We start from the raw sequence: 20,449 nt of genomic DNA, 5'->3' as shown, positions 1-20,449 counted from the left end.
GGTTCGATCAAAGAGAAGGGCAGTATAGGAAGTCGGACAAGAAGGCAGCGCGCGGCTGCCTTCGCTTTCAGACCCTGTCAACACATGTTGTCGAGTACCGGTTACAGCGGCTGGAACACGCCTTCGCTGCGGTTCTTGGTGACGTTATCCCAAGGGAACACCTGGCCGTTCATCGCCACGTAGACGCCGGCCGCCAGGGCCTGCGCCACGCCACAGGCGAAGCCCAGGTTGAACAGCGCATCCGAATTGGCGATCTCGTACGGGATCATGGCGCCGGTGAGGATGATGGTCTTGCCCAGCGCGGCTTCGCCCAGCACGGCGGCGGTGTCGCGCATGGTGTCGGTGCCGTGCACGATCACGATCGCCTGCTCCGCCGACGCCTGGCACGAGGCCAGCACGCGCTGGCGATCCAGGTCTCCCATGTCGAGCGAGTCGAGCAGCGGCAGCACTTCGAGCGCCACCGGCACCGTCATGCGGCTGCGTTTAATCACCTCCGGCAAGTGGCTTTCGGCAAAGCCGAGGACGCCGTTCAGTTCGTTGTAATGCTTGTCGAAAGTGCCGCCGGTGGCGATGAGTCGCAAAGTCATGTTGGTTTATCCACTCGCAGAAATAAGGTGCGTCATGATAGCGCCAAAGCGCCTGTTTCGAGATGTGACTGCGCTAGAATTGACCGGATCGGATGAGTACACTCATCGTCGTTTTCCTTACTTCTCCTGCTCCCATGAAAGCCGTCGCACCCGGAACCGTCATCTTCCACCGCCATCGAGGCTATGGCGTGATTACCCACGTCAACCTGCTGACCGGCTGGATCTCGGCGCGCTTCGGCAACGAGTCGCGCACGCTGGACCTGAACCTGTCGAGCGACGAAGTGCAGCACGCCGACGGCGAGCCGATCCTGTTCCGGCGCGAGCCGCCCGACCGCATGCCGCATGCGCGCCTGATGGCCGTGGTGCGCGCGCTGCACCAGGCCGGCTACCAGAAGCTGTACCTGTATTCCTGGCCCAAGCCATCCGGCCTGCACTGGCGCTGGCACCTGTTCACCGGCCCGCGCAACTGGATGCAGCGCACCTGGCGCGAAGGCTGGTATGGCTCGGGCGCGGACTACAACAACAATCCGGTGCTGGGATGGGGAGACGTGCCGGGCGCCTCAACCGACGAGCTGATCCATGCGCTGGCGAAGTTCGATCCGCAGGGCCTGGCGCAGGCGCTGGGACGCGACGAAGACCATACCGCGTGGTTCGCGCAAGCCTGCGACCTGCTGCTGCCGGGATACATGTACAGCCTCAATATGGAGCGGCCCGCGGGCGCCGGCCTGGTGGAAGCGCCGCCGGTGCCGATCGTGCCGGTGCGGGCCGGGCTCAAGCCGTACAGCGGACGCGACATCGGCTGGCCGCCTGGCTGGGCCGGCTTGTGGACCGGCACCCACGTGATGCCGGCGCCGAAGATCACGATCACGGGCGAGCCGGAAGCGCGCCGCACCGAGAGCGACCGCGCCTGAAGCCGGCGCCTGGCTCGCTTGGCGCTCAGCGTTTGCCGAGCGCTTCCGGATTCAGGATATTGCTCGGCTCACCTTGTGCAAAACGCAGCAGGTTCTCGAAGGCAGTCCTGAAATACAACTCGTAACTGTCCTTCTCGACATAGCCCAAGTGCGGGGTCGCCAGCACGGTCGGGATGCGCAGCAAGGGTGAATCGGCGGCCAGCGGCTCGCTCGTGAACACGTCCAGCGCCGCGCCGCCCGGCTGGCCGCGCTTGAGCGCCGCCTCGAGCGCGCCTTCTTCCACCAGCTCGGCGCGGCTGGTATTCACGAACAGCGCATCTGGCTTCATGCGCGCCAGGTCGGCCGCGGTGACGATGCCGCGCGTGGCGTCGGCCAGCCGCAGATGCAAACTGAGCACGTCGGCCTGCTCGAACAGCGCTTCGCGCGAGGCCGCCGCCTCGAAGCCGTCGGCCAGCGCCGCTTGCCGGCTGGCTTCGCTTCCCCACACGAGCACCCGCATCCCGAACGCACGCCCGTAGCCGGCCACCAGCTTGCCGATCTTGCCGTAGCTCCAGAGCGCCAGCGTATGGCCCTGCAGCACGCGCCCGACGCCATTCAGCAGCGGATTGATCGACGCCGTCTGCCACAAGCCATCTTTCAGATTGTTCGCATATGGCACGATCTTGCGGCTGGCCGCCATGATCAGGGCCCAGGTCAGCTCGGCCGGCGCGGTCGGCGAACCGCTGCCTTCCGCAATGGCGATCCCGTGTTCGCTCGCGGCCGCCACGTCGACATGGCCGCTGACCTTGCCGGTCTGTGAGATCAGCTTCAGGTTAGGCAGCTTGGCCAGCAGCGCGCGCGGAAACGCGGTGCGTTCGCGGATCAATACCAGCGCATCGAACGGCGCCAGCCGGATCGCCAATTGGCCCAGGCCGCGGGTCGAGCTGGTGAGCACCTTGACCTCGTGGCCGTCGAGCATGCGGAAGCAGTCCAGGCTGCGCACCGCATCCTGGTAGTCGTCGAGAATCGCGATTTTCATGTGAGTTGTCTCAATTGCATCTATCGTGCGTAAACAAATAACAGGATCCAGCCGAGGGTCGAATAGCCTACTACATTAGTCAACCAATATTCCTACTTTTTTGTAATGGATGAGGTCGAAACGCTGTTTTCCGGGTGTACAATTGGCCGGAACTTGAGCGAATGACACGTATCCAACGGTGCTTGCGAAGCACCGATCCCAGCCTTGCCAGGGGCTGGCGACACCACCGCTGAACCGCCGCATGCGCTGATTCCGCCGGGCCATTGACCTGTAGACGGAACCGAACGAGGCGATCCAGACCATTCCAGACCAGAATTCTTAATTGGCATTGGAGGCACCATGAATCAGCCCGTGATGGGCGGCATCGCCGCACTGAACGTTCCAGCTTACATCAAACACCAAAAGCTCATCAATTGGGTGGCGGAAATCGCTGCCCTGACCAAGCCTGACAGCATCTACTGGTGCGACGGCTCGGAACAAGAGTACGACCGCCTGTGCGCACAGATGGTCGAGGCCGGCACTATGAAGAAACTGAATCCGGCCAAGCGTCCGAATTCCTACCTGGCCTGGTCCGATCCGTCGGACGTGGCGCGCGTCGAAGACCGCACCTTCATCTGCTCCGCCACCAAAGAACAGGCCGGCCCCACCAACAACTGGATGGCACCAAGCGAGATGCGCCGCACCCTGCACGGCCTGTTCGACGGCTGCATGGCCGGCCGCACCCTGTACGTGGTGCCGTTCTCGATGGGGCCGCTCGGTTCGCCGATCGCCCACATCGGCGTCGAGCTGTCCGATTCTCCCTATGTCGCCGTCAACATGCGCATCATGACGCGCATGGGCAAGGCCGTGTACGACGTGCTCGGCGCGGACGGCGAGTTCGTGCCCTGCGTGCACTCGGTCGGCATGCCGCTGGCCGCCGGCCAGCAAGACGTGGCGTGGCCATGCAACGCCACCAAGTACATCGTCCACTATCCCGAGACGCGCGAGATCTGGTCCTTCGGTTCCGGCTACGGCGGCAACGCGCTGCTGGGCAAGAAGTGCTTCGCGCTGCGCATCGCTTCCAACATGGGCTACCAGGAAGCGCAGCAGGGTGGCACCGGCTGGCTGGCCGAGCACATGCTGATCCTGGGCGTCGAGTCGCCGCAAGGAGATAAAAAATACGTGGCCGCCGCCTTCCCCTCGGCCTGCGGCAAGACCAATTTCGCGATGCTGATCCCGCCGAAGGCGTTCGACGGCTGGAAGGTGACCACCATCGGCGACGATATCGCCTGGATCAAGCCGGGCGCGGACGGCAAGCTGGTCGCGATCAATCCGGAAGCCGGCTACTTCGGCGTGGCGCCGGGCACCAACGACAAGACCAACCCCAACTGCATGGCCTCGCTGCGCGAGAACGTGATCTTCACCAACGTGGCGCTGACCGACGACGGCGACGTGTGGTGGGAAGGCATGACCAAAGAGGCCCCGGCGCACCTGATCGACTGGCAGGGCAAGGACTGGACCCCGGCCTCGGGCACCAAGGCGGCGCACCCGAACGCGCGCTTCACCGTGGCCGCGACCCAGAATCCGGTGATCGACCCGGCCTGGGACGATCCGGCCGGTGTGCCGATCTCGGCCTTCATCTTTGGCGGGCGCCGTTCGACCACGGTGCCGCTGGTGACCGAGGCCGGCAACTGGGTGGACGGCGTCTACATGGCCGCCACCATGGGCTCGGAAACCACCGCCGCCGCCGCCGGCCAGATGGGCGTGGTGCGGCGCGATCCGTTCGCGATGCTGCCTTTCATCGGCTACAACATGAGCGACTACTTCCAGCACTGGCTCGATCTCGGCAAGAAAGTGGCCGCGATCGATCCTGCCGCGCTGCCGAAGATCTTCTGCGTCAATTGGTTCCGCACCGGCGAAGACGGCGGCTTCGTGTGGCCGGGATACGGCGACAATATGCGCGTGCTGAAGTGGATCCTCGACCGCACCGAAGGCAGCGCCGCCGCCGGCACCGCGCACCTGTTCGGCACCTCGCCCGCATACGGCGACCTGAACTGGGATGGCACCGAATTCACCGAAGCGCAGTTCACCCAGATCACCTCGATCGACAATCAAGCCTGGGCCGAGGAACTGAAGCTGCACGGCGAACTGTTCGACAAACTGGCCTACCGTCTGCCGCAAGAGCTGGTGGATACCAAGGCCAGGCTGGAGAAGCAACTGGCCGGCTAACAACGGCTAAGTGGGGGAGAGGCCGCTGCACGACCAGCGGCCATACAAGAAGAAGCAGGGGCGGCGCCGGTGGCGTCGCCCCTGTTTTATTGTAGGCTTGAACAATTGTAGGCTTGACCCTCACGCTGCGTCAGGCTCCATCCTGTCCGGACGCATGAAGAGAGGACCAGAACGATGCTGCTGAAAATTGGAGAACTGGCAAAACGCACCGGCCTGACGGTGCGCACCTTGCACCACTACGACGCCATCGGCCTGATGTCGCCTTCTGCGCGTTCCGATGCCGGCTACCGCCTGTACAACGAAGCCGACATCGCCCGCCTGCACCGCATCCTGGCCTTGCGCCGGTTCGGGCTGGCGCTGGCCGACATCGGAACCACCCTCACCAGACCGGACCTGTCGCTGGCCGCCCTGGTGGCGCGCCAGATCGAGACGCTGACCGAGCAGATCCAGCAGGCGCGCACCTTGCGCAGCCGCCTGACGCGACTGTAAGGCCAGCTGGCCGATGGGCAGGAACCGGATCTGGCCGACTGGCTGACGACCCTGGAGCAGATGACCATGTACGACAAGTATTTTTCGCAGGAAGAACTCACGCAACTGCCGATCTACACGCGGGCCGAGGAGGTGGAACCGCAGTGGCAGCATCTGGTGGCGCAGGTGCAAGCCCTGATCGACGCCGGCGTCGCGCCGGATGACGCCCAGGCACAGGCGTTGTCGCAACGCTGGATGGCGATGGTCAAGCGCGATACGGGCGGCAATCCGGTGCTGTTCGCCAAGCTCAACACGATGCACGAGCAAGAGCCTGCAGTGCAGGAACGCACCGGCATCACGCCGGCGATGATGGCCTTCATCCTGGCCGCCTCGAAGGCGCACCAGCTGTCGATTTACGCCAAGTACCTGAATGAGAACGAGCTGGCCTTCATGCGCGCCAACCTCGGCCGGCGCGACGCCGAATGGCCGCCCTTGATTGCCCGGGTACGCACCGCGATCGACAACGGCTGCGCGCCCGATTCATCGGAAGCGCGCGAGCTGGCGCTGGCATGGTTCGACCTGTTCCGTTCGTTCGCGGGGGACGATCCGGCGACGCAGCAGAAGATCCGGCAGGCGCTGCAGAACGAGCCGGCGTTGACGGAGTCGGGGTTTTAGCAGTTAGCTTGGAACTCATTCAAACCTGTGTAGTCTTATCATACGGCGGTGAGTTCCACCGTGTCAGCCTGTGGAGAAGACGGCTCTGGCCCTGCAAAATTGCAGGGTGAAACCAGCTTCGACGACGCAGGAATTCAACAGTAAAGCACGCTGTAAATAGTTTTACGTAAGTTTGAAGGAACGGATGGTGGATGACACGATGCTCGACTTCATTCGCGCGACGATGGGCGCGTTGCGGGCGGGGTGATGCAAGCGTAGCCATGAAAAAAACAGGGGCAGCGTTGCTGGCGCTGCCCCTGTCATGGATGGCTGTCATACCGTAGGGTTGGCGGCTTGGCCGCCGACGCGTTCAATTCCGGCGTGCATTGCCACTGTGCTTGCACTGGTTGAACGCGTCGGCGGGGGACCCGCCAACCCTACGCAGGTCACGCTTTCAACAACGGCTTCAGGTACTTGCCGGTCGGGCTATCCTTCACCTTCGCCACCTGCTCCGGCGTGCCGCACGCCACGATCGTGCCGCCGCCGGCGCCGCCTTCCGGCCCCAGGTCGACGATCCAGTCCGCGGTCTTGATCACGTCCAGATTGTGCTCGATGATGGCGAGCGTGTTGCCCTGGTCGCGCAGGCGGTGGATCACCTTCAGCAGCAAATCGATGTCGGCGAAGTGCAGGCCGGTGGTCGGTTCATCCAGGATGTACAGCGTGCGTCCGGTGTCGCGCTTGGACAGCTCGAGCGACAGCTTGACGCGCTGCGCCTCGCCACCCGACAGCGTGGTCGCACTCTGTCCCAGCTTGATGTAGCCGAGGCCGACGTCGAGCAGCGTCTGGAGTTTACGCGCAATCACCGGCACCGGCTTGAAGAACTCGTGCGCATCCTCGACCGTCATCTCCAGCACTTCGGTGATGCTCTTGCCCTTGTACTGCACTTCCAGCGTTTCGCGGTTGTAGCGCTTGCCGTGGCAGACGTCGCACGGCACGTACACGTCCGGCAGGAAGTGCATCTCGACCTTGATCACGCCATCGCCCTGGCACGCCTCGCAGCGCCCGCCCTTGACGTTGAACGAGAAGCGTCCGGCCGAGTAGCCGCGTTCCTTGGCGGTCGGCACGGTCGCGAACAGGTCGCGGATCGGGGTGAACACGCCGGTATACGTCGCCGGGTTCGAGCGCGGGGTGCGGCCGATCGGCGCCTGGTCGACCGAGATCACCTTGTCGAAGTGTTCCAGGCCGTGGATCGCGGTGTGCGGCGCCGGTTCCGTCTGCGAGCCGTACAGGTGGCGCGACAGCGCCGGGTACAGCGTGTCGTTGATCAGCGTCGATTTACCCGAACCCGACACGCCCGTGATGCAGGTCATCAGGCCGACCGGCAGGTTCAGCGACACGTTCTTCAGGTTGTTGCCGGTGGCGCCGGTAATCACCAGCTGGCGCGCCGGATCGGACTTGGTGCGCTTCTTCGGCACCTCGATCTTGCGCCGGCCGTCCAGGTACTGCGCGGTCAGCGAGTGCTCGTTCTGCATGATCTGCTCGAGCGTGCCTTCGGCGATCACGGCGCCGCCGTGCACGCCCGCGCCCGGACCCATGTCGACGATGTAGTCGGCGGTGCGGATCGCGTCTTCGTCGTGCTCGACCACCAGCACGCTGTTGCCGATGTCGCGCAAATGCTTCAGGGTCGCGATCAGGCGGTCGTTGTCGCGCTGGTGCAGGCCGATCGACGGTTCATCCAGCACGTACATGACGCCGGTCAGGCCCGAACCGATCTGCGACGCCAGGCGGATGCGCTGCGCTTCGCCACCGGACAGGGTGTCCGCGCTGCGGTCGAGCGACAGGTAATCCAGGCCGACGTTGTTCAGGAACTGCAGGCGCGCCACGATTTCCTTGATCACGCGCTCGGCGATGTCGCGCTTGGCGCCGGACAGTTCGAGCGTGTTGAAGTAGTCGAGCGTTTCGCGCAATGGCTTGTCCGACACTTCATAAATGGCGCGCTGCTGCGGGCCCTGGCCGATCTTGACGAAGCGCGCTTCGGTGCGCAGGCGCGCGCCATCGCACACCGGGCATTTCTTTTCGTTGATGAACTTGGCCAGCTCTTCCTTGACCGCCATCGAGTCGGTCTCGCGGTAACGACGCTGCAGGTTGTTGACCACGCCCTCGAAGGTGTGCTCGCGGATCACGGTGCGGCCGCGCTCGTTCACATAGGTGAACGGGATCGCGGTCTTGCCCGAACCGAACAGCACGGCTTCCTGCGAAGCCTTCGGCAATTGCTCGAACGGCTTGTCCAGGTCGAAGTCGTAATGGGCCGCCAGGTTCTGCAGCATCTGGAAATAGAACTGGTTGCGGCGGTCCCAGCCCTTGACGGCGCCGGAGGCCAGCGACAGGTGCGGGAAGGCGACGATACGCTTCGGATCGAAGAACTCGATGTGGCCCAGGCCGTCACACTCCTGGCAGGCGCCCATCGGGTTGTTGAACGAGAACAGGCGCGGTTCCAGCTCTTGCAGCGAGTAGCCGCACACGTTACAGGCGAACTTGTTCGAGAACACCGTCATGTTCTCGGTATCCATTTCGTAGGCGATCGCACGGCCATCGGCCAGGCGCAGCGCGGTCTCGAAGCTTTCCGCCAGGCGCTGCTTGATCTCGGGATTGACCTTGACGCGGTCGATCACGACGTCGATGCTGTGCTTCTCGGTCTTCTTGAGCTTGGGCAGTTCGTCGATCTCATAGATCTTGGCGGCATTCACGCCGCTGGCGACGCGGAAGCGCACGAAGCCCTGGGCCTGCATTGCCTGGAACAGGTCGCTATGCTCGCCCTTGCGGCCGGCCACCACCGGCGCCAGGATCATCAGCTTGGTGCCTTCCGGCATCGCCAGCACGGCGTCGACCATCTGCGACACGGTCTGGGCCGACAGCGGCTCGTGCGGGTGCTGCGGGCAGTACGGCGTGCCGACGCGTGCGTACAGCAGGCGCAGGTAGTCGTGGATCTCGGTGACGGTGCCGACGGTCGAGCGCGGGTTGTGCGAGGTCGCTTTCTGCTCGATCGAGATTGCCGGCGACAGGCCTTCGATCAGGTCGACGTCCGGCTTTTCCATCAGCTGCAGGAACTGGCGCGCATAGGCCGACAGCGATTCGACGTAGCGGCGCTGGCCTTCGGCGTACAGGGTGTCGAAGGCGAGCGAAGACTTGCCGGAACCCGACAGGCCGGTGATCACGATCAGCTTGTTGCGTGGCAGGTCGAGATTGATGTTCTTCAGATTGTGCGTGCGGGCACCACGAATGCGAATTTCTTCCATTAAGGTCGGCAGACTTTCTATCAGTGTTTAGCGGGGCCGCGCACGCTGGATGCGGGGTGAGCGGGCCAATCAGGGGGAACCCATTAGTGTAGCTGGTTTTCGTTACGGCTGTACATTTATCCAGTGGTTGGTGTGTCAGCGATGATCAACTGGCATGCCATTCTGGAACGATGACGGTGGCTGCTGGCAGCCGTGCGTGATGTATTTGGGCCGAACTCGACGCGCTTCAATGACAAACCGTTCAGAATCCGAAAATTTTTTTGCCGGATAGCGGTTTAATGCAGGGTTGGCTATGACACCCAGCCGGTTGTACCGTGCCACCATTTTCGATGATCCCCACCAAAAATATGGCTAGTTAATCCGGCTCAACACCCCCATAATAATGAGCTGCACCACAACGTTCCCTGACGCTTAGAAGCATGCAGAGTCAGGGCTCACTTTACCCAGTAGGAGTAACAACATGGCTTCAGTCAACAAGGTCATCATCGTCGGCAATCTCGGCCGCGATCCGGAAATCCGCTACATGCCGAGCGGCGACGCCATCGCCAACATCGCCGTGGCCACCTCGTACAAATCGAAAGATCGCAACACCGGCGAGCAGAAAGAGCTGACCGAGTGGCACCGCATCTCGTTCTTCGGCCGCCTGGCCGAGATCGTCGGCCAGTACCTGAAAAAGGGCTCGTCGGTCTACGTCGAAGGCCGCCTGCAGACCCGCAAGTACACCGACAAGGACGGCATCGAGCGCTACGCCACCGACATCATCGCCGAGAACATGCAGATGCTGGGCGGCCGCCAGGGCATGGGCGGCAACGACATGGGCATGGGCGGCGGCATGGACGACGACTACTCGGCGCCGCAGCGCCCGGCCCCGCGCCAGGCTCCGCCGCCGCCAGCCGCACGTCCGCAGCCGAAACCGGCGCCGAACTTCTCGGACATGGATGACGACATTCCGTTCTGATCGTCTCAGTCTTCTGTGCTGATCTGAAAAATGGCCCTGCAGGTGATGACCTGCAGGGCCTTTTTGTTTTTACCCACAGTGCATCGCGATACCAGCGGGCTGTGAGCATCATGCGTGTCCATGAGGAGAATCAGTTTGCGAAGTGAGACGATCGAACGCCAGGTTGTCCTGGTCAGCTACGGCACACAATACCTGCGCGGAAAGATTGCATTGGATGACTGGCATCGCCACGGCACCTTGTTCAACGCGCGCCTGCAGTTTCGTGCGCTCGCCGATAATGGTTTGCTGGCCGACGATTTCACTTTGTGGCTGGGCATATTGAAGGCGTCGGGTGCGACCCGGTTGTCCTTGCATCTGGCGGCAGCGTTCGAGGCGGGCGTTGCGCGCGCCGACAAAGGTGGTGCTTATGCCGTAGTCGTCCATTTCCCCGATCGCCACCAGATATGGGTGGTGGGAGAAGAGCAGGCGACGTGGCTGTCCCATCCCTTGTTCCCCAACGAAGAAGGCCAGGGCTATCCAGTCTTCCCGGATGCGGCCTGTTATGGCGGCCCGATCGACAGCTATTGGTGTCTCGAAGACAGGCCGGGCCAACTGGACGTGCCCGACACCGACTGGAAAGCGCTGGCGCGCGCGATTGCCACGGATCTGGAATCGCCGGTGCCGTCCAGCCTTGCCCCTGCCGGGCCGTATTTCGGGCCACTTCCGCACGATGTGCCGTGGGCGAAATTCCCGCTGTTCCCGAGCTCGAATTTCACCTCGCTGGCACATCGCATCATGTCCACGCTCGTCCGGATGCAGTCGACATTCAGCCATGACACCAATCCCAGGAATGAGAGTAACCCCTATCAGTTCCTGGATCAGGAAGGCGCGGCAAAGCTGACGATCTGGAGCCGGAGTCTCGATAGCTGGATGCTTGAGGTGCAACTGCGCTGCGCCAACGAGACGCGCAGCTTCGACCTGACCGGAAAGAACACGCCGCTCGCGCGCGTGCATACGGCGCCGCCTCCGCGCCCTACCGCGGCCGATGATGACGCAGAAGAAGGCGCAAAAGAAGGCGCTTCGTCACCGGACGCACCAACTCAACAAAGCATATCGAGGTCGAATGGCAAATGGGGTGATCGAATCACATTCCTGATCCAGGTCGCATTGGGCAGCCTGGTTATCGCTTTCATGGCCAGTCTGGTTGCCGCCTACCCGTGGTTGTCGGTTCCGATCGTGGCGATATGGATGTTTTTTGCACGCTTGATGCGCCAGAATTGAAGCACTGCCTGCCGATTATCTTGTTCGTGCGCCGGCAGTTTCCTTGTTCGAGCTGACAATAATGCGGTGACAATCAGGTATTCCTGACTTAGAATCCCGCACACAAAGTGAATGGTGCCCTCCTGCTCGTCTGCCGGAGGGTGAAACGGGAAGCCGGTGACGTGCGCGATAGCCATCGCGCGCCAGTCCGGCGCAGCCCCCGCTGCTGTAAGCCTGACGACCCTGGTCCAACGCCACTGTGCCCTGCACGGGAAGGCATGACCAGGGAAGGATGACGGCAAGCCAGAAGACCGGCCTTCACGAAGCATTGCGCATGTCCCGGGGTGTGGACGTGCCGGTTGGTGGTTCGTCGTTCCCTGTTTCCTGTGACTGCATCGCGGTCGCCTGGTTGTCGCCTGCTTGCCGTGGTTCCGGCGATGCTTGCGCACGCCGGTACTGCGCACGCGCGCGCCAGGCAATCATGGAGCGATCGCGGCCGCCGTGTTTTCACGCGCATTCCCGCGCATTGATGGAAGTCGTTCACATGAACACGCCCAAGCTTTCCCGCGCCCACCTGGCGCGTATCGTCCTTGTTCAGGCCAGCCTGTCGGTCGCCGCCCAAGCCCACGCCTTCGCCGATCAGCCGCTGCCTACTGTCACCGTACGCGGCACAGTCGCCGACGACGGCCTGTCGCTCGACCGCCCGCACGCCAGCGGCAGCCGCCTCGCGATGAGCGCTCTCGACCTGCCGGCCAGCGCCGAGACGCTGAACGCCGCCACCATCGAGGCGCGCGGCGACCTGCAGATCAAGGACGCCGTCACCCGCACCACGGGCCTGACCGACAGCAGCTCGCCCGGCAACGGCATCAGCTATTCGGCGCGCGGCTTCAGCGGCAACAGCTCGATCGGCCTGCTGGAGAACGGCCAGCGCCTGCTGGTCGGCTCCGGCACCGCCACCACCCCGGCCGATCCGTGGGGCTACGAGCGCATCGAAGTGCTGCGCGGCCCCGGCTCGGTGGTCCACGGCAGCGGCACTACCGGCGCCATCATCAACGCCGTGCGTAAACTCCCCAGGCGCGAAGCCTCGGTCGAAGTCCTGCTCGGCGCCGGCAGCAGCGAGTCGCTGCGCGCCGGCATCGGCGCCACCGGTGCGCTGGGCGAGGCGGGCGCGTTCCGCGTCGACGCCTACGCCGGCCGCAGCGACGGCTTCATCGACCGCGGCGAATCGCGTCACGGCAAAATCCTCTCCAGCATGAGCACCACCCTGGCGCCGGGCGTCACGCTGTACGCCCAGCTCGACCACGCCGAGCAGGAACCGCGCCGCTACTTCGGCACGCCGCTGGTCGGCGGCCGCCTGGCGGGCCACCTGCGCGACCAGAACTACAACGCCGGCGACGCGATGCTGCGCTACGTCGACGACAAGGCGGTGGCGCGCCTGAACTGGCAAGTCGCGCCAGGCCTAGAGATCAGCAACGAGCTGGCCTACTTCAAGGCGCGCCGCGATTGGCGCAACATCGAGTCGTACAGCTACGATCCGCTGGCCGACATGGTCGAGCGCAGCGACTACATCGGCATCCGCCACGACCAGGAGCAGACCGCGAACCGGCTGGAAGCGCGTTTCAGCAGCGGCTCGAATCGGGTGGTGGCGGGCTGGGAAGTCTCGACCGTCAACTTCAAGCACACCAATAATTCGCCGTACGGCGGCGCGTCGAGCGTGGCGCCGACCGGCTTCGATCCCGGCAGTTTTTGGGATACGCCAGACCCGCTGCGGCCCAACTTCGCCACCGACACGCTGACCCACGCCTTCTACCTCGAAGACGCTTACCGCGTGAACCAGCGCCTGGTGCTGCTGCTAGGTGCGCGCCACGACCGCTACAAGGTCGACCGTGCCAACCTGCTGGCCGCCAGCGGCAGTTTTGACGCGACGCTGCGTTCGAACTCGGTGCGCCTGGGCGCGACCTGGAAGCTGGCGCCCGATACTTCGCTGTACGGCCAGTTCAGCACCGGCAGCGATCCGGTCACCAGCATCCTGTCGCTGAACCTGGCCAACAGCCGCTTCAGGCTGAGCGACGCGCGCCAGGTCGAGGCGGGCGTCAAGCAGATGCTGGCGGGCGGCCGCGCCGAATGGACCGCCGCGGTCTACGACATCAAGAAGGACGACATCATCACGCGCGACCCGAACAACGCCGCGCTGTCGATCCAGGGCGGCTCGCAGAGTTCGCGCGGCGTGGAGTTCACCGCCAGCGCGGCTCTGGCGCCAGGCTGGCGCGTGGACGCGAATGCCGTCTACACCGATGCCGAATTCGACGCGCTGCTGGAGGCGGGCGGCGTCTCGCGCGCCGGCAACCGCCCGGCCGACGTGCCGAAGACCTCGGCCAACCTGTGGCTCAACTACCGCGCCGACGCATGGCGTGCCAGCGCCGGCCTGCGCCACGTGGGCGAGCGCTTCATCAGCAACGCCAACACGCAGACGCTGCCGGCCTACACCACGCTCGACGCCTCGCTCGGCTGGAGCTTGAGCCGCAACGTCCAACTGCAGCTCAACCTGCGCAACCTGAGCGACAAGCTGTATGCGACCACGTCATATGGTTCGACCCAATACCTGCTGGGCGACCGCCGCAACGCCGAGCTGACCGTCCACTGGCGTTATTGAGCCGATGACGGGATCGCTCAAGCGCTGGCTGCACCTGCTGCACCGCTGGTCCGGGATCGGCATCGGCCTGCTGGTGCTGCTGTGGTTCGGCTCCGGCATCGTGATGATGTACGTGCCGTATCCCGAGCTTACCGAACAGGAACGCATGGCCTGGCTGGCGCCGCTCGACGCGCAGCACGTGGCGGTCGATGCCGCCGCAGCATGGGCCGCGACCGGGGTCACGGGCTTGCCGGACGCGGTGCGCCTGAACACCGTCGCGGGGAGGCCGGCCTGGCATTTTCAGCATGAGCGCGAGCGCGAGCGCGTGCACCATTCGGTGTGGGCCGACAGCGGTGCGCCGCTCGACGTTACCGGAGAAGTCGTCAACGCCAGCGCGCTCGCCGCCGCGCCGGGCGCGCAGTGGTTCGCGGCCGACGTGATCGACCTGGACCAGTGGACTTTTGGACGTGTCAGCGCGCACCGGCCGCTGTACCGGGTGACGGCGGACGATGCCGCCGGCAGCGTGCTGTACGTGTCCGGCCGCACCGGGGAGCTGGTGCGCGACACCACGCGCAGCGAGCGCGCCTGGAACTGGGTCGGCTCGGTGGTGCACTGGGTGTACCTGACGCCGCTGCGCAAGCACGGCGAGGCGTGGCGCCAGGTGGTGATGTGGACCTCCGGCACGGCGCTGCTGCTGGCGCTGTCGGGCATGGTGCTGGGCGTCCAACGCCTGCGCCTGCGGCGCCGCTATGCGGGCGGGCGCATGTCGCCCTATAAAGGCTGGCAGGCCTGGCATCACTGGCTGGGGCTCGGCGTAGGAACGCTGGCGATCACCTGGCTGTTCAGTGGCTGGCTGTCGGTGGGACCGTTCGGGTTTCCATCGGCGCCGGGGCCGTCGGCGCAGGACCGGCTGGCATTCGCCGGCGGGGCGCTGGAATCTTCCGACCTGGCGATCGACGCGGCGGCGATCCTGCGCCGCCATCCGGGCGTGCTGGAGCTGGAATGGCGGCGCGTCGACGGCACGCTGTATCTGTCCGCGCTGGGGCGGGGCGGGCGTGCCTTGTTCGACGGGCGCGATGGCGCGTCGGTCGAGCTGCTGCCGCAGGCGGCGCTCGAGCACGCGCTGCAGGCGCTCAGGCCGGGCGCGCAGCTGGAGCTGGAGATGCTGCACGCGGCCGACGATTACTATTACAGCCATCATCGCCAGGCGGCCTTTCCGGTGCTGCGGGCGCGCTTCGACCTGCCCGCGGCGCCGGTGTTCTACGTCGATCCGCGCCAGGGGCAGCTGGTGGGGTTCGTCGACCGCGATACGCGCTGGGACCGCTGGCTGTTCAACGGGCTGCACCGGTTCGACTTCGCTGTCCTGCGCGCGCGGCCGATGTGGGACGTGGTCGTGATCACGCTGTGCGTGCTGGGGGCGCTGCTGACCGCCAGCGGCTTGGTGCTGGGCTGGCGGCGCCTCAAGCGGATCATTTGAGCAGGGAAGTGGCTGGATGCGGGCCATACATCTCATGCTCGGTCGATATCGCTAGCACGTCGTTCCCGCGAAGGCGGGAACCCAAGTCCGTTGCGCTGCCACTGCGTTCAAAGTAATCAGTGCGCACGCAAACTTGGGTCCCCGCCTTCACGGGGACGATGTGCGAAGGGCGCAGGCCGATTGCATGAGGCGCGGACAAATTGCATGGGATGCGTGGTAAAGCGACGTGTTAGCGCCGCTGCCCCAACCCCGTCGCCGTCCAGTAGATCCCGCCCATCAGGTGCCCGACATACTGCGGATCCCGGTACATCTCGCCGTTATGCCCGAGCGTGGTCACGAATACACGCCCCTGCTCGTGCCGGTGATGCCACGCGATCGGATGGTCCTTGCCCATCGGCTCCGACACCTGTCCCGGCCAGATCTTGCGCGGGTCGTAGCTCGATTCGTCCACGTTCAGCACCGGGTTGATCTTCACGTTGTACGGATTGGTGGTGACGTAGAACTCGTCGCTCCAGATCCAGCGCTCGGGCAGGCCGTAGGTGGCAGGGAAGCCCTTGTCGACGGTGGTGACCACGCCGGTCTGCAGCATCGGGTGCACGCCCACGCGGCGCCCCACCAGCTTCTCGTACCACGGCCAATTGTCAGCCGGCGTGATTGCGGCCCGGTGCACCACGATCGCATTGCCGCCAGCGCGCATGTACTCTTCAAACTTCGCGCGCTGCGCCGGATTGAGTTCTTCGCCCGGCGTATTCAGGAACATCACCGCCGCATACTGGCGCAGGTCGCCCTCGAACACCTGGGTCTTGTTGGTCCATACCAGCTCGAACGCGTGCAGCTTGGCCAGCCGTTCCAGGCTGTCGCGCGCAATCGGGATGTACTCGTAGTGGTACTTGTTCGGGATCGCCAGCACCAGCAGCTTGAACTGGTTGTCGGCCAGGGCGTCGGGCATGCCGAGCGTTGCCAGCGCCAGGCCGGCCGCCAGTGTGCGGGTCATCCGCGTCAAACGTCGATTCTTCAATCGTGTCTCCTTGGTAGTCATTCTCATGGCGCGGGCACGCCTTCGGGCTTGCGCCCGTTGTGCGGCACCAGCCAGCCGCCGTCGGCCAGCCAGTCGGCCAGGCGATCGGGCCAGTGCTGCAGCGAGACGCGCTCGCCGCGCTGGCCCATATTGAACGCGTGATCGGTATCGGCATACAGGTGCAGCTCGGCCGACACGCCGGCGGCGACCAGCTGCTGGTACAGCGCCAGCGTCGGCGGCATGCAGCATTCGTCGCGCGAGCCGGCCACCAGGAAGGCCGGCGGCGCGTCTTTCGCATTTGTCGCCGGCATGCCCCCGGGGCCGGGATAAACCAGCACCTGGAAGTCGGGACGGGCGTCGAAGCCATCGATTGCATCGCGCCTGGCCCCGGCAACGGGCTGCGGATGATCGGCGACCAGCGTCACCAGCTCGCCGCCGGCCGAAAAGCCCATCGCGCCCAGCCGCTGCGGATCGACGCCATACTCCCGCGCATGCGCGCGCACCCAGCGCAGCGCGCGCCGCAGGTCGGCGGCGGCGTGGCCTTCGATCGTGTAGCCCGCGTCGCCATCGCGCGCCAGCCGGTACTTCAGCACGAAGGCGGTGACGCCGATCCGGTTCAGCGCCTTGGCCGCCACCACGCCTTCGTTCTGGAACACCAGCATGCGGTGGCCGCCGCCCGGCGCCACGACCACGGCGGCGCCGTTGGCGTGGCGCGGGTCGGCGCGCAGCACGGTCAGTGACGGATCGTGCACGTTGCTGATGTAGACGTCGCGCACGTTCTCGGGTTCGCCATGACGGCGTTCCGATCCGGGCGCGCCGTCCGGCCACAGGCGCACCTGCTGCGGCGCCGGCGGCTGCTGGGCAAGGGCGCCAGCGCCGAGCAGCAGGGCGCCGACGGCGATGGCGAAGCGCTTCATCGTCCGACCTGGGTCGCGTACAGCGAGTGATGCGTCAGGATGTACAGCGTGCGTTTATCGGCGCCGCCGAAGATCAGCTGCAGCGGACGCTCCGGCACGTCGATGCGGCCCTTCTGCTTGCCGTCCTGGCCATAGATGAAGACCTGGCCGTTGGCGACGTACACGTTGCCGTCCGGTCCCAGCGCCGCGCTCTCGCCGCCGCGATTCGCCACCTGCTTCAGGTCGGTGAGGCCGCCGCCCTGGTTCACCACGCCGCTGAAGGTGCGGTTCTCGGAGCCGTTGGTAAACACCACGCGCTGTCCCACCGGTGCGGTCACGAAGCCGTGCGCCTGCAGCGAATCGGCCCAGCGCCAGCCCAGGTGGTCCGGCCCGCCCTGGCGCAGCACGCGGTAGGCTGGCAGCACCAGGCTGCCGTCGGGCGACACGTATTCGTTCGCCTTCGGCAGCGCGACGTCGCGCGCGAACATCTCGGCCAGCGTGGTGAACTCGTAGGTGTCGAAGTTGAGCTGGTCCTTGAATTCGCCGTTCTGCCAGAAGTTGACCGGCACCGCCACGCGTGCACCATTGCGCGCAGCAACCGGCGTCGGCTTGATCATGGTGAGATCAAGCCCCGGCATGTCCGGCTTGAACGCGTACACGCTGGCCTGCGGACCGTACGACGACAACACCATCACGTTGCCGCTGTTGTCGATCGCCAGGTTGACCGGATCGAGCGGCGCGTCGCGCACCACGCTCAGGCCCTGGCTCTTGCTGTAGCTGAAGATGCGCTTCCAGTAGCGGTCGACGAAGTACAGCTTGCCTTTGGCATCGACCGCGCCGCCGGCGATCGCATAGAAGCCGCCTTCCAGTTTCTCGACCTTGCCCTGCGCGCCAGGTGCCGTGCGCTGCTTGCCGCTGTAGTCGAACATCGCGAATTCGCGCTCGCGCACGTCGAGCTTGTTGGTGACGTCGCGGATCGCGTTCTCGTAGGCGTACTTGCTGGCGCGCAGATAGGTGGTGCAGCCGGCGTCGTCGCAGGTGGCGTAGCCGCTCTCCGCGTTCACGTGCACGTTGCGAAAGCGAATGTCGCTCGAGTTCGTGATCAAGACGGCGGCCGGCATCGGCTTGTACGATCGCGTCACGCGGTAGGCGTGGTAGTTCGCGAACAGCAGGTTCTTCGAGTTGCGGATCTCGAGCGACACTGCATCGGCACCGTCGCGGATTTCCTCTTCGGTCTGCGGCGCCAGGAATTCCCAGTTCTCCACGTTGTCGAGCACGATCTCGGCGCGGATATGGTGCTCGGCCGACAGTTCGTAGACCTTGCCCGGGGTCTTGGTATTGGTCACGTAGAAGCCCGCCTGTGCGTAGCCGCTGGGCGACCAGATGCCGGAGAAGGTGCCGCCGCCGCCGTCCGTCACCCATACGCTCGGGTACTGGCGGTCCCAGTGCGCGGTGGTGTCGAATTTGGCATCCTTCTTGTACGGGTCGGCGCGGCTGCCGTCGTACAGGCGGGTGCCGTGGCCGCCCTGGATGCGCACGTCGTCCACCAGCGACTGCTCGCCGGCGCGCCACAGCAGGGCGACGGCGCGGTTGTTGACTTCACCGGTGGCCAGGCCAATGCCGGACACGATGCCGTCGCCGCCGCGCGCGCTTTCCAGCAGCGCCTTGGGCGCATCCACACCCTGGAACTTGGGCGAGCCGTTCGGGATCACCAGCTGGGTCAGGCCCGGATGCAGGGCGACGATGACGGTATCGGGCCGCATGCGGATGGTGTCGTTGACCACGTAGAAGCCGAGCGGCAGGTAGACGGTGCGGTTGCTGTCGATTGCCTTCTGCAGCGCGGCGGTGTCGTCGGTCTGGCCGTCGCCCCTGGCGCCATAGTCGAGCACATTGGCCCAGTCCTTCGACGATGGCAGCGGGCGCAATGCGCGCGTCGGCGCGGCGTTGGCGGGAATGGCGCCCGTCTTGTAGTTGGTGCCGAACGTGCCCATCTCGCCCATCTGCTTGACGAACAGGCCGTAGTTGAATTCATTCACGCGGTAGTCGCGGCCCTTGCCGGCGATGGTCTTGCCGCTGTCGCGGAAGCGGACAAAAGTCGGCACGTTGCGCGCGATGGCGTTTTCCATGCCGACCTGGGTATAGACGTTGTCCTCGTTGCTGACGATGAGCGCGGCCTTGCTGACGTTCTCGAAGCGCACGTCCTTGCCCCACAACCAGTCGCCGTAGCCGCGGTTGATCTCGACGCCCACCGGCGTATCCTTGATCTCGGTATTGATCATGGTAAGGCTGGCCTCGTGCTCGCGGATCGCCGCGTCGCGCTGGCCTTCGAAGCTCGAATCCATCAGCGTGAACTGCCAGGCGGGCGAGGTCTTCTCGCTCAGGATGCCGTAGCGGCCGCCGTAGAAGCGCAGGTTGTAGGCGACGTTGCCGACCTGGTAGACGCCGGCCAGGCCCGAGCCGAGATGAAAATCGATGTGGCTCAGGTTCGAGTGCTGGGCGGTGTGCATGCGCACCGCGGCGGCGGCCGGGTTGCCGTCCTTGATCTCGAAGTCGACGTTCGACAGCGCCGAATAGAAGGTCGAGGAGTTCGCGTTGCGCACCGCCTTGCCTTCTTCGGCACTGAACGGCACCGCGCTCGGCACCGGCATCGGCACCTTGCCCACCGTGTACTGGTCGCCGCCGGTGAAGATCACCATGTTGGCGACGCCCTTCTGGAAGCCGGGCGTGTTCTCGGCCAGCACCAGCACGGGACGGGTCGGCCCGACGCCGTACAGGCGCACCGCCAGCGGGATCAGGAGCGAGCGCGTGATGCGATAGCGTCCCGACGGCAGGAATACCACGCCGCCCTGGCCCTTGTTGGCGGCGGAATCGAGCGCGGCCTGGATCGCGGCGGTATCGTCGCTGCTGCCGTTGCCGGTGGCACGCACGACGATCGCGCGCGGGTCGACCGGCATGGCCTGGTAGGCGGACACCGAAGGCGTGGGTGCAGCATGCGTGTCAACGGCGACGCCGGCAGCGGCTGCGCCAAGCAGCAGTGCCAACGCAAGCATGCGCGGACGAACAGGTAAGGTTGTCATCATCGTTGTA

Annotated in this window: 14 protein-coding genes and 1 riboswitch; of the genes, 8 read left to right on the top strand and 6 right to left on the bottom strand. The window is 65.1% G+C overall.

The window, feature by feature from the left end; genetic code table 11:
* Positions 1 to 101: 101 nt before the first annotated feature.
* Complete coding sequence (locus QPK27_RS17770) at positions 102 to 587, bottom strand: asparaginase domain-containing protein (protein ID WP_290419581.1); 486 nt, start codon at positions 585 to 587, stop codon at positions 102 to 104.
* Between the two features lie 134 nt (positions 588 to 721).
* On the opposite strand from QPK27_RS17770, the gene QPK27_RS17765 reads away from it, so the two are divergent.
* Entirely contained in the window at positions 722 to 1,498 is a 777-nt protein-coding gene (locus QPK27_RS17765; RefSeq protein WP_290419580.1) for an L-asparaginase, read from the top strand.
* A 25-nt stretch (positions 1,499 to 1,523) separates the two neighbouring features.
* Here QPK27_RS17765 and QPK27_RS17760 read toward each other — a convergent pair whose 3' ends face one another.
* Complete coding sequence (locus QPK27_RS17760; protein WP_290419579.1) at positions 1,524 to 2,516, bottom strand: D-2-hydroxyacid dehydrogenase family protein; 993 nt, start codon at positions 2,514 to 2,516, stop codon at positions 1,524 to 1,526.
* Positions 2,517 to 2,855: 339 nt separating this feature from the next.
* Here QPK27_RS17760 and QPK27_RS17755 point away from each other — a divergent pair, with 339 nt between their 5' ends.
* The 3 genes from QPK27_RS17755 to QPK27_RS17745 all read left to right on the top strand — a co-directional run bounded on the left by QPK27_RS17755 (position 2,856) and on the right by QPK27_RS17745 (position 5,867).
* Complete coding sequence (locus QPK27_RS17755) at positions 2,856 to 4,724, top strand: phosphoenolpyruvate carboxykinase (GTP) (RefSeq protein WP_290419578.1); 1,869 nt, start codon at positions 2,856 to 2,858, stop codon at positions 4,722 to 4,724.
* A 174-nt stretch (positions 4,725 to 4,898) separates the two neighbouring features.
* The gene (locus QPK27_RS17750) at positions 4,899 to 5,213 is read left to right on the top strand and encodes a MerR family transcriptional regulator (protein WP_290419577.1); all 315 of its coding nucleotides are present in this window, start codon (positions 4,899 to 4,901) and stop codon (positions 5,211 to 5,213) included.
* 60 nt (positions 5,214 to 5,273) lie between these two features.
* Positions 5,274 to 5,867 (top strand): TipAS antibiotic-recognition domain-containing protein, encoded by a 594-nt coding sequence (locus QPK27_RS17745; protein ID WP_290419576.1) that lies wholly within the window; start codon positions 5,274 to 5,276, stop codon positions 5,865 to 5,867.
* A 425-nt stretch (positions 5,868 to 6,292) separates the two neighbouring features.
* Here the strand turns inward: QPK27_RS17745 and uvrA are convergent, their stop codons facing one another.
* The gene (gene uvrA / locus QPK27_RS17740) at positions 6,293 to 9,142 is read right to left on the bottom strand and encodes an excinuclease ABC subunit UvrA (protein WP_290419575.1); all 2,850 of its coding nucleotides are present in this window, start codon (positions 9,140 to 9,142) and stop codon (positions 6,293 to 6,295) included.
* A 460-nt stretch (positions 9,143 to 9,602) separates the two neighbouring features.
* Between uvrA and ssb the strand changes: the two genes are divergently transcribed.
* The 4 genes from ssb (at position 9,603) to QPK27_RS17720 (ending at position 15,448) form a co-directional block, all read left to right on the top strand.
* The gene (gene ssb, locus QPK27_RS17735; protein WP_290419574.1) at positions 9,603 to 10,100 is read left to right on the top strand and encodes a single-stranded DNA-binding protein; all 498 of its coding nucleotides are present in this window, start codon (positions 9,603 to 9,605) and stop codon (positions 10,098 to 10,100) included.
* A gap of 120 nt (positions 10,101 to 10,220) precedes the next feature.
* On the top strand, positions 10,221 to 11,360 hold the full coding sequence (locus tag QPK27_RS17730) for a hypothetical protein (RefSeq protein ID WP_290419573.1): 1,140 nt from the start codon (positions 10,221 to 10,223) through the stop codon (positions 11,358 to 11,360).
* Positions 11,361 to 11,455: 95 nt separating this feature from the next.
* A riboswitch (cobalamin riboswitch) is annotated at positions 11,456 to 11,674 on the top strand.
* A gap of 209 nt (positions 11,675 to 11,883) precedes the next feature.
* The gene (locus tag QPK27_RS17725) at positions 11,884 to 13,992 is read left to right on the top strand and encodes a TonB-dependent siderophore receptor (protein ID WP_290419572.1); all 2,109 of its coding nucleotides are present in this window, start codon (positions 11,884 to 11,886) and stop codon (positions 13,990 to 13,992) included.
* Between the two features lie 4 nt (positions 13,993 to 13,996).
* On the top strand, positions 13,997 to 15,448 hold the full coding sequence (locus QPK27_RS17720) for a PepSY domain-containing protein (RefSeq protein ID WP_290419571.1): 1,452 nt from the start codon (positions 13,997 to 13,999) through the stop codon (positions 15,446 to 15,448).
* 229 nt (positions 15,449 to 15,677) lie between these two features.
* Here QPK27_RS17720 and QPK27_RS17715 read toward each other — a convergent pair whose 3' ends face one another.
* Genes QPK27_RS17715 through QPK27_RS17705 form a run of 3 tightly spaced genes read right to left on the bottom strand, consistent with a single transcriptional unit; the run spans position 15,678 to position 20,412 of the window.
* Positions 15,678 to 16,466, bottom strand: a complete 789-nt coding sequence (locus QPK27_RS17715) for a ThuA domain-containing protein (protein WP_290419570.1) — start codon at positions 16,464 to 16,466, stop codon at positions 15,678 to 15,680.
* Positions 16,467 to 16,489: 23 nt separating this feature from the next.
* Positions 16,490 to 17,383: an alpha/beta hydrolase gene (locus tag QPK27_RS17710; protein ID WP_290419569.1), complete on the bottom strand. Its 894-nt coding sequence runs from the start codon at positions 17,381 to 17,383 to the stop codon at positions 16,490 to 16,492.
* Positions 17,380 to 20,412 (bottom strand): glycosyl hydrolase family 28-related protein, encoded by a 3,033-nt coding sequence (locus QPK27_RS17705; protein WP_290419568.1) that lies wholly within the window; start codon positions 20,410 to 20,412, stop codon positions 17,380 to 17,382. The genes QPK27_RS17710 and QPK27_RS17705 overlap by 4 nt, the downstream gene beginning before the upstream one ends.
* Between the last annotated feature and the right edge of the window lie 37 nt (positions 20,413 to 20,449).

Origin of the sequence: Massilia sp. YIM B02443, assembly GCF_030411955.1 — a bacterium.
Lineage (GTDB): Bacteria > Pseudomonadota > Gammaproteobacteria > Burkholderiales > Burkholderiaceae_D > Telluria.
Note: the sequence above shows the minus strand (reverse complement) of the source record. Positions and strands in the feature narration are given on the sequence as shown.

What these genes read in the sequence shown, in the direction of transcription:
- QPK27_RS17770 (WP_290419581.1), bottom strand. Translation starts at nt 587, where the DNA reads ATGACTTTGCGACTCATCGCCACCGGCGGCACTTTCGACAAGCATTAC.
- QPK27_RS17765 (WP_290419580.1), top strand. Translation starts at nt 722, where the DNA reads ATGAAAGCCGTCGCACCCGGAACCGTCATCTTCCACCGCCATCGAGGC.
- QPK27_RS17760 (WP_290419579.1), bottom strand. Translation starts at nt 2,516, where the DNA reads ATGAAAATCGCGATTCTCGACGACTACCAGGATGCGGTGCGCAGCCTG.
- QPK27_RS17755 (WP_290419578.1), top strand. Translation starts at nt 2,856, where the DNA reads ATGAATCAGCCCGTGATGGGCGGCATCGCCGCACTGAACGTTCCAGCT.
- QPK27_RS17750 (WP_290419577.1), top strand. Translation starts at nt 4,899, where the DNA reads ATGCTGCTGAAAATTGGAGAACTGGCAAAACGCACCGGCCTGACGGTG.
- QPK27_RS17745 (WP_290419576.1), top strand. Translation starts at nt 5,274, where the DNA reads ATGACCATGTACGACAAGTATTTTTCGCAGGAAGAACTCACGCAACTG.
- uvrA (WP_290419575.1), bottom strand. Translation starts at nt 9,142, where the DNA reads ATGGAAGAAATTCGCATTCGTGGTGCCCGCACGCACAATCTGAAGAAC.
- ssb (WP_290419574.1), top strand. Translation starts at nt 9,603, where the DNA reads ATGGCTTCAGTCAACAAGGTCATCATCGTCGGCAATCTCGGCCGCGAT.
- QPK27_RS17730 (WP_290419573.1), top strand. Translation starts at nt 10,221, where the DNA reads ATGAGGAGAATCAGTTTGCGAAGTGAGACGATCGAACGCCAGGTTGTC.
- QPK27_RS17725 (WP_290419572.1), top strand. Translation starts at nt 11,884, where the DNA reads ATGAACACGCCCAAGCTTTCCCGCGCCCACCTGGCGCGTATCGTCCTT.
- QPK27_RS17720 (WP_290419571.1), top strand. Translation starts at nt 13,997, where the DNA reads ATGACGGGATCGCTCAAGCGCTGGCTGCACCTGCTGCACCGCTGGTCC.
- QPK27_RS17710 (WP_290419569.1), bottom strand. Translation starts at nt 17,383, where the DNA reads ATGAAGCGCTTCGCCATCGCCGTCGGCGCCCTGCTGCTCGGCGCTGGC.
- QPK27_RS17705 (WP_290419568.1), bottom strand. Translation starts at nt 20,412, where the DNA reads ATGCTTGCGTTGGCACTGCTGCTTGGCGCAGCCGCTGCCGGCGTCGCC.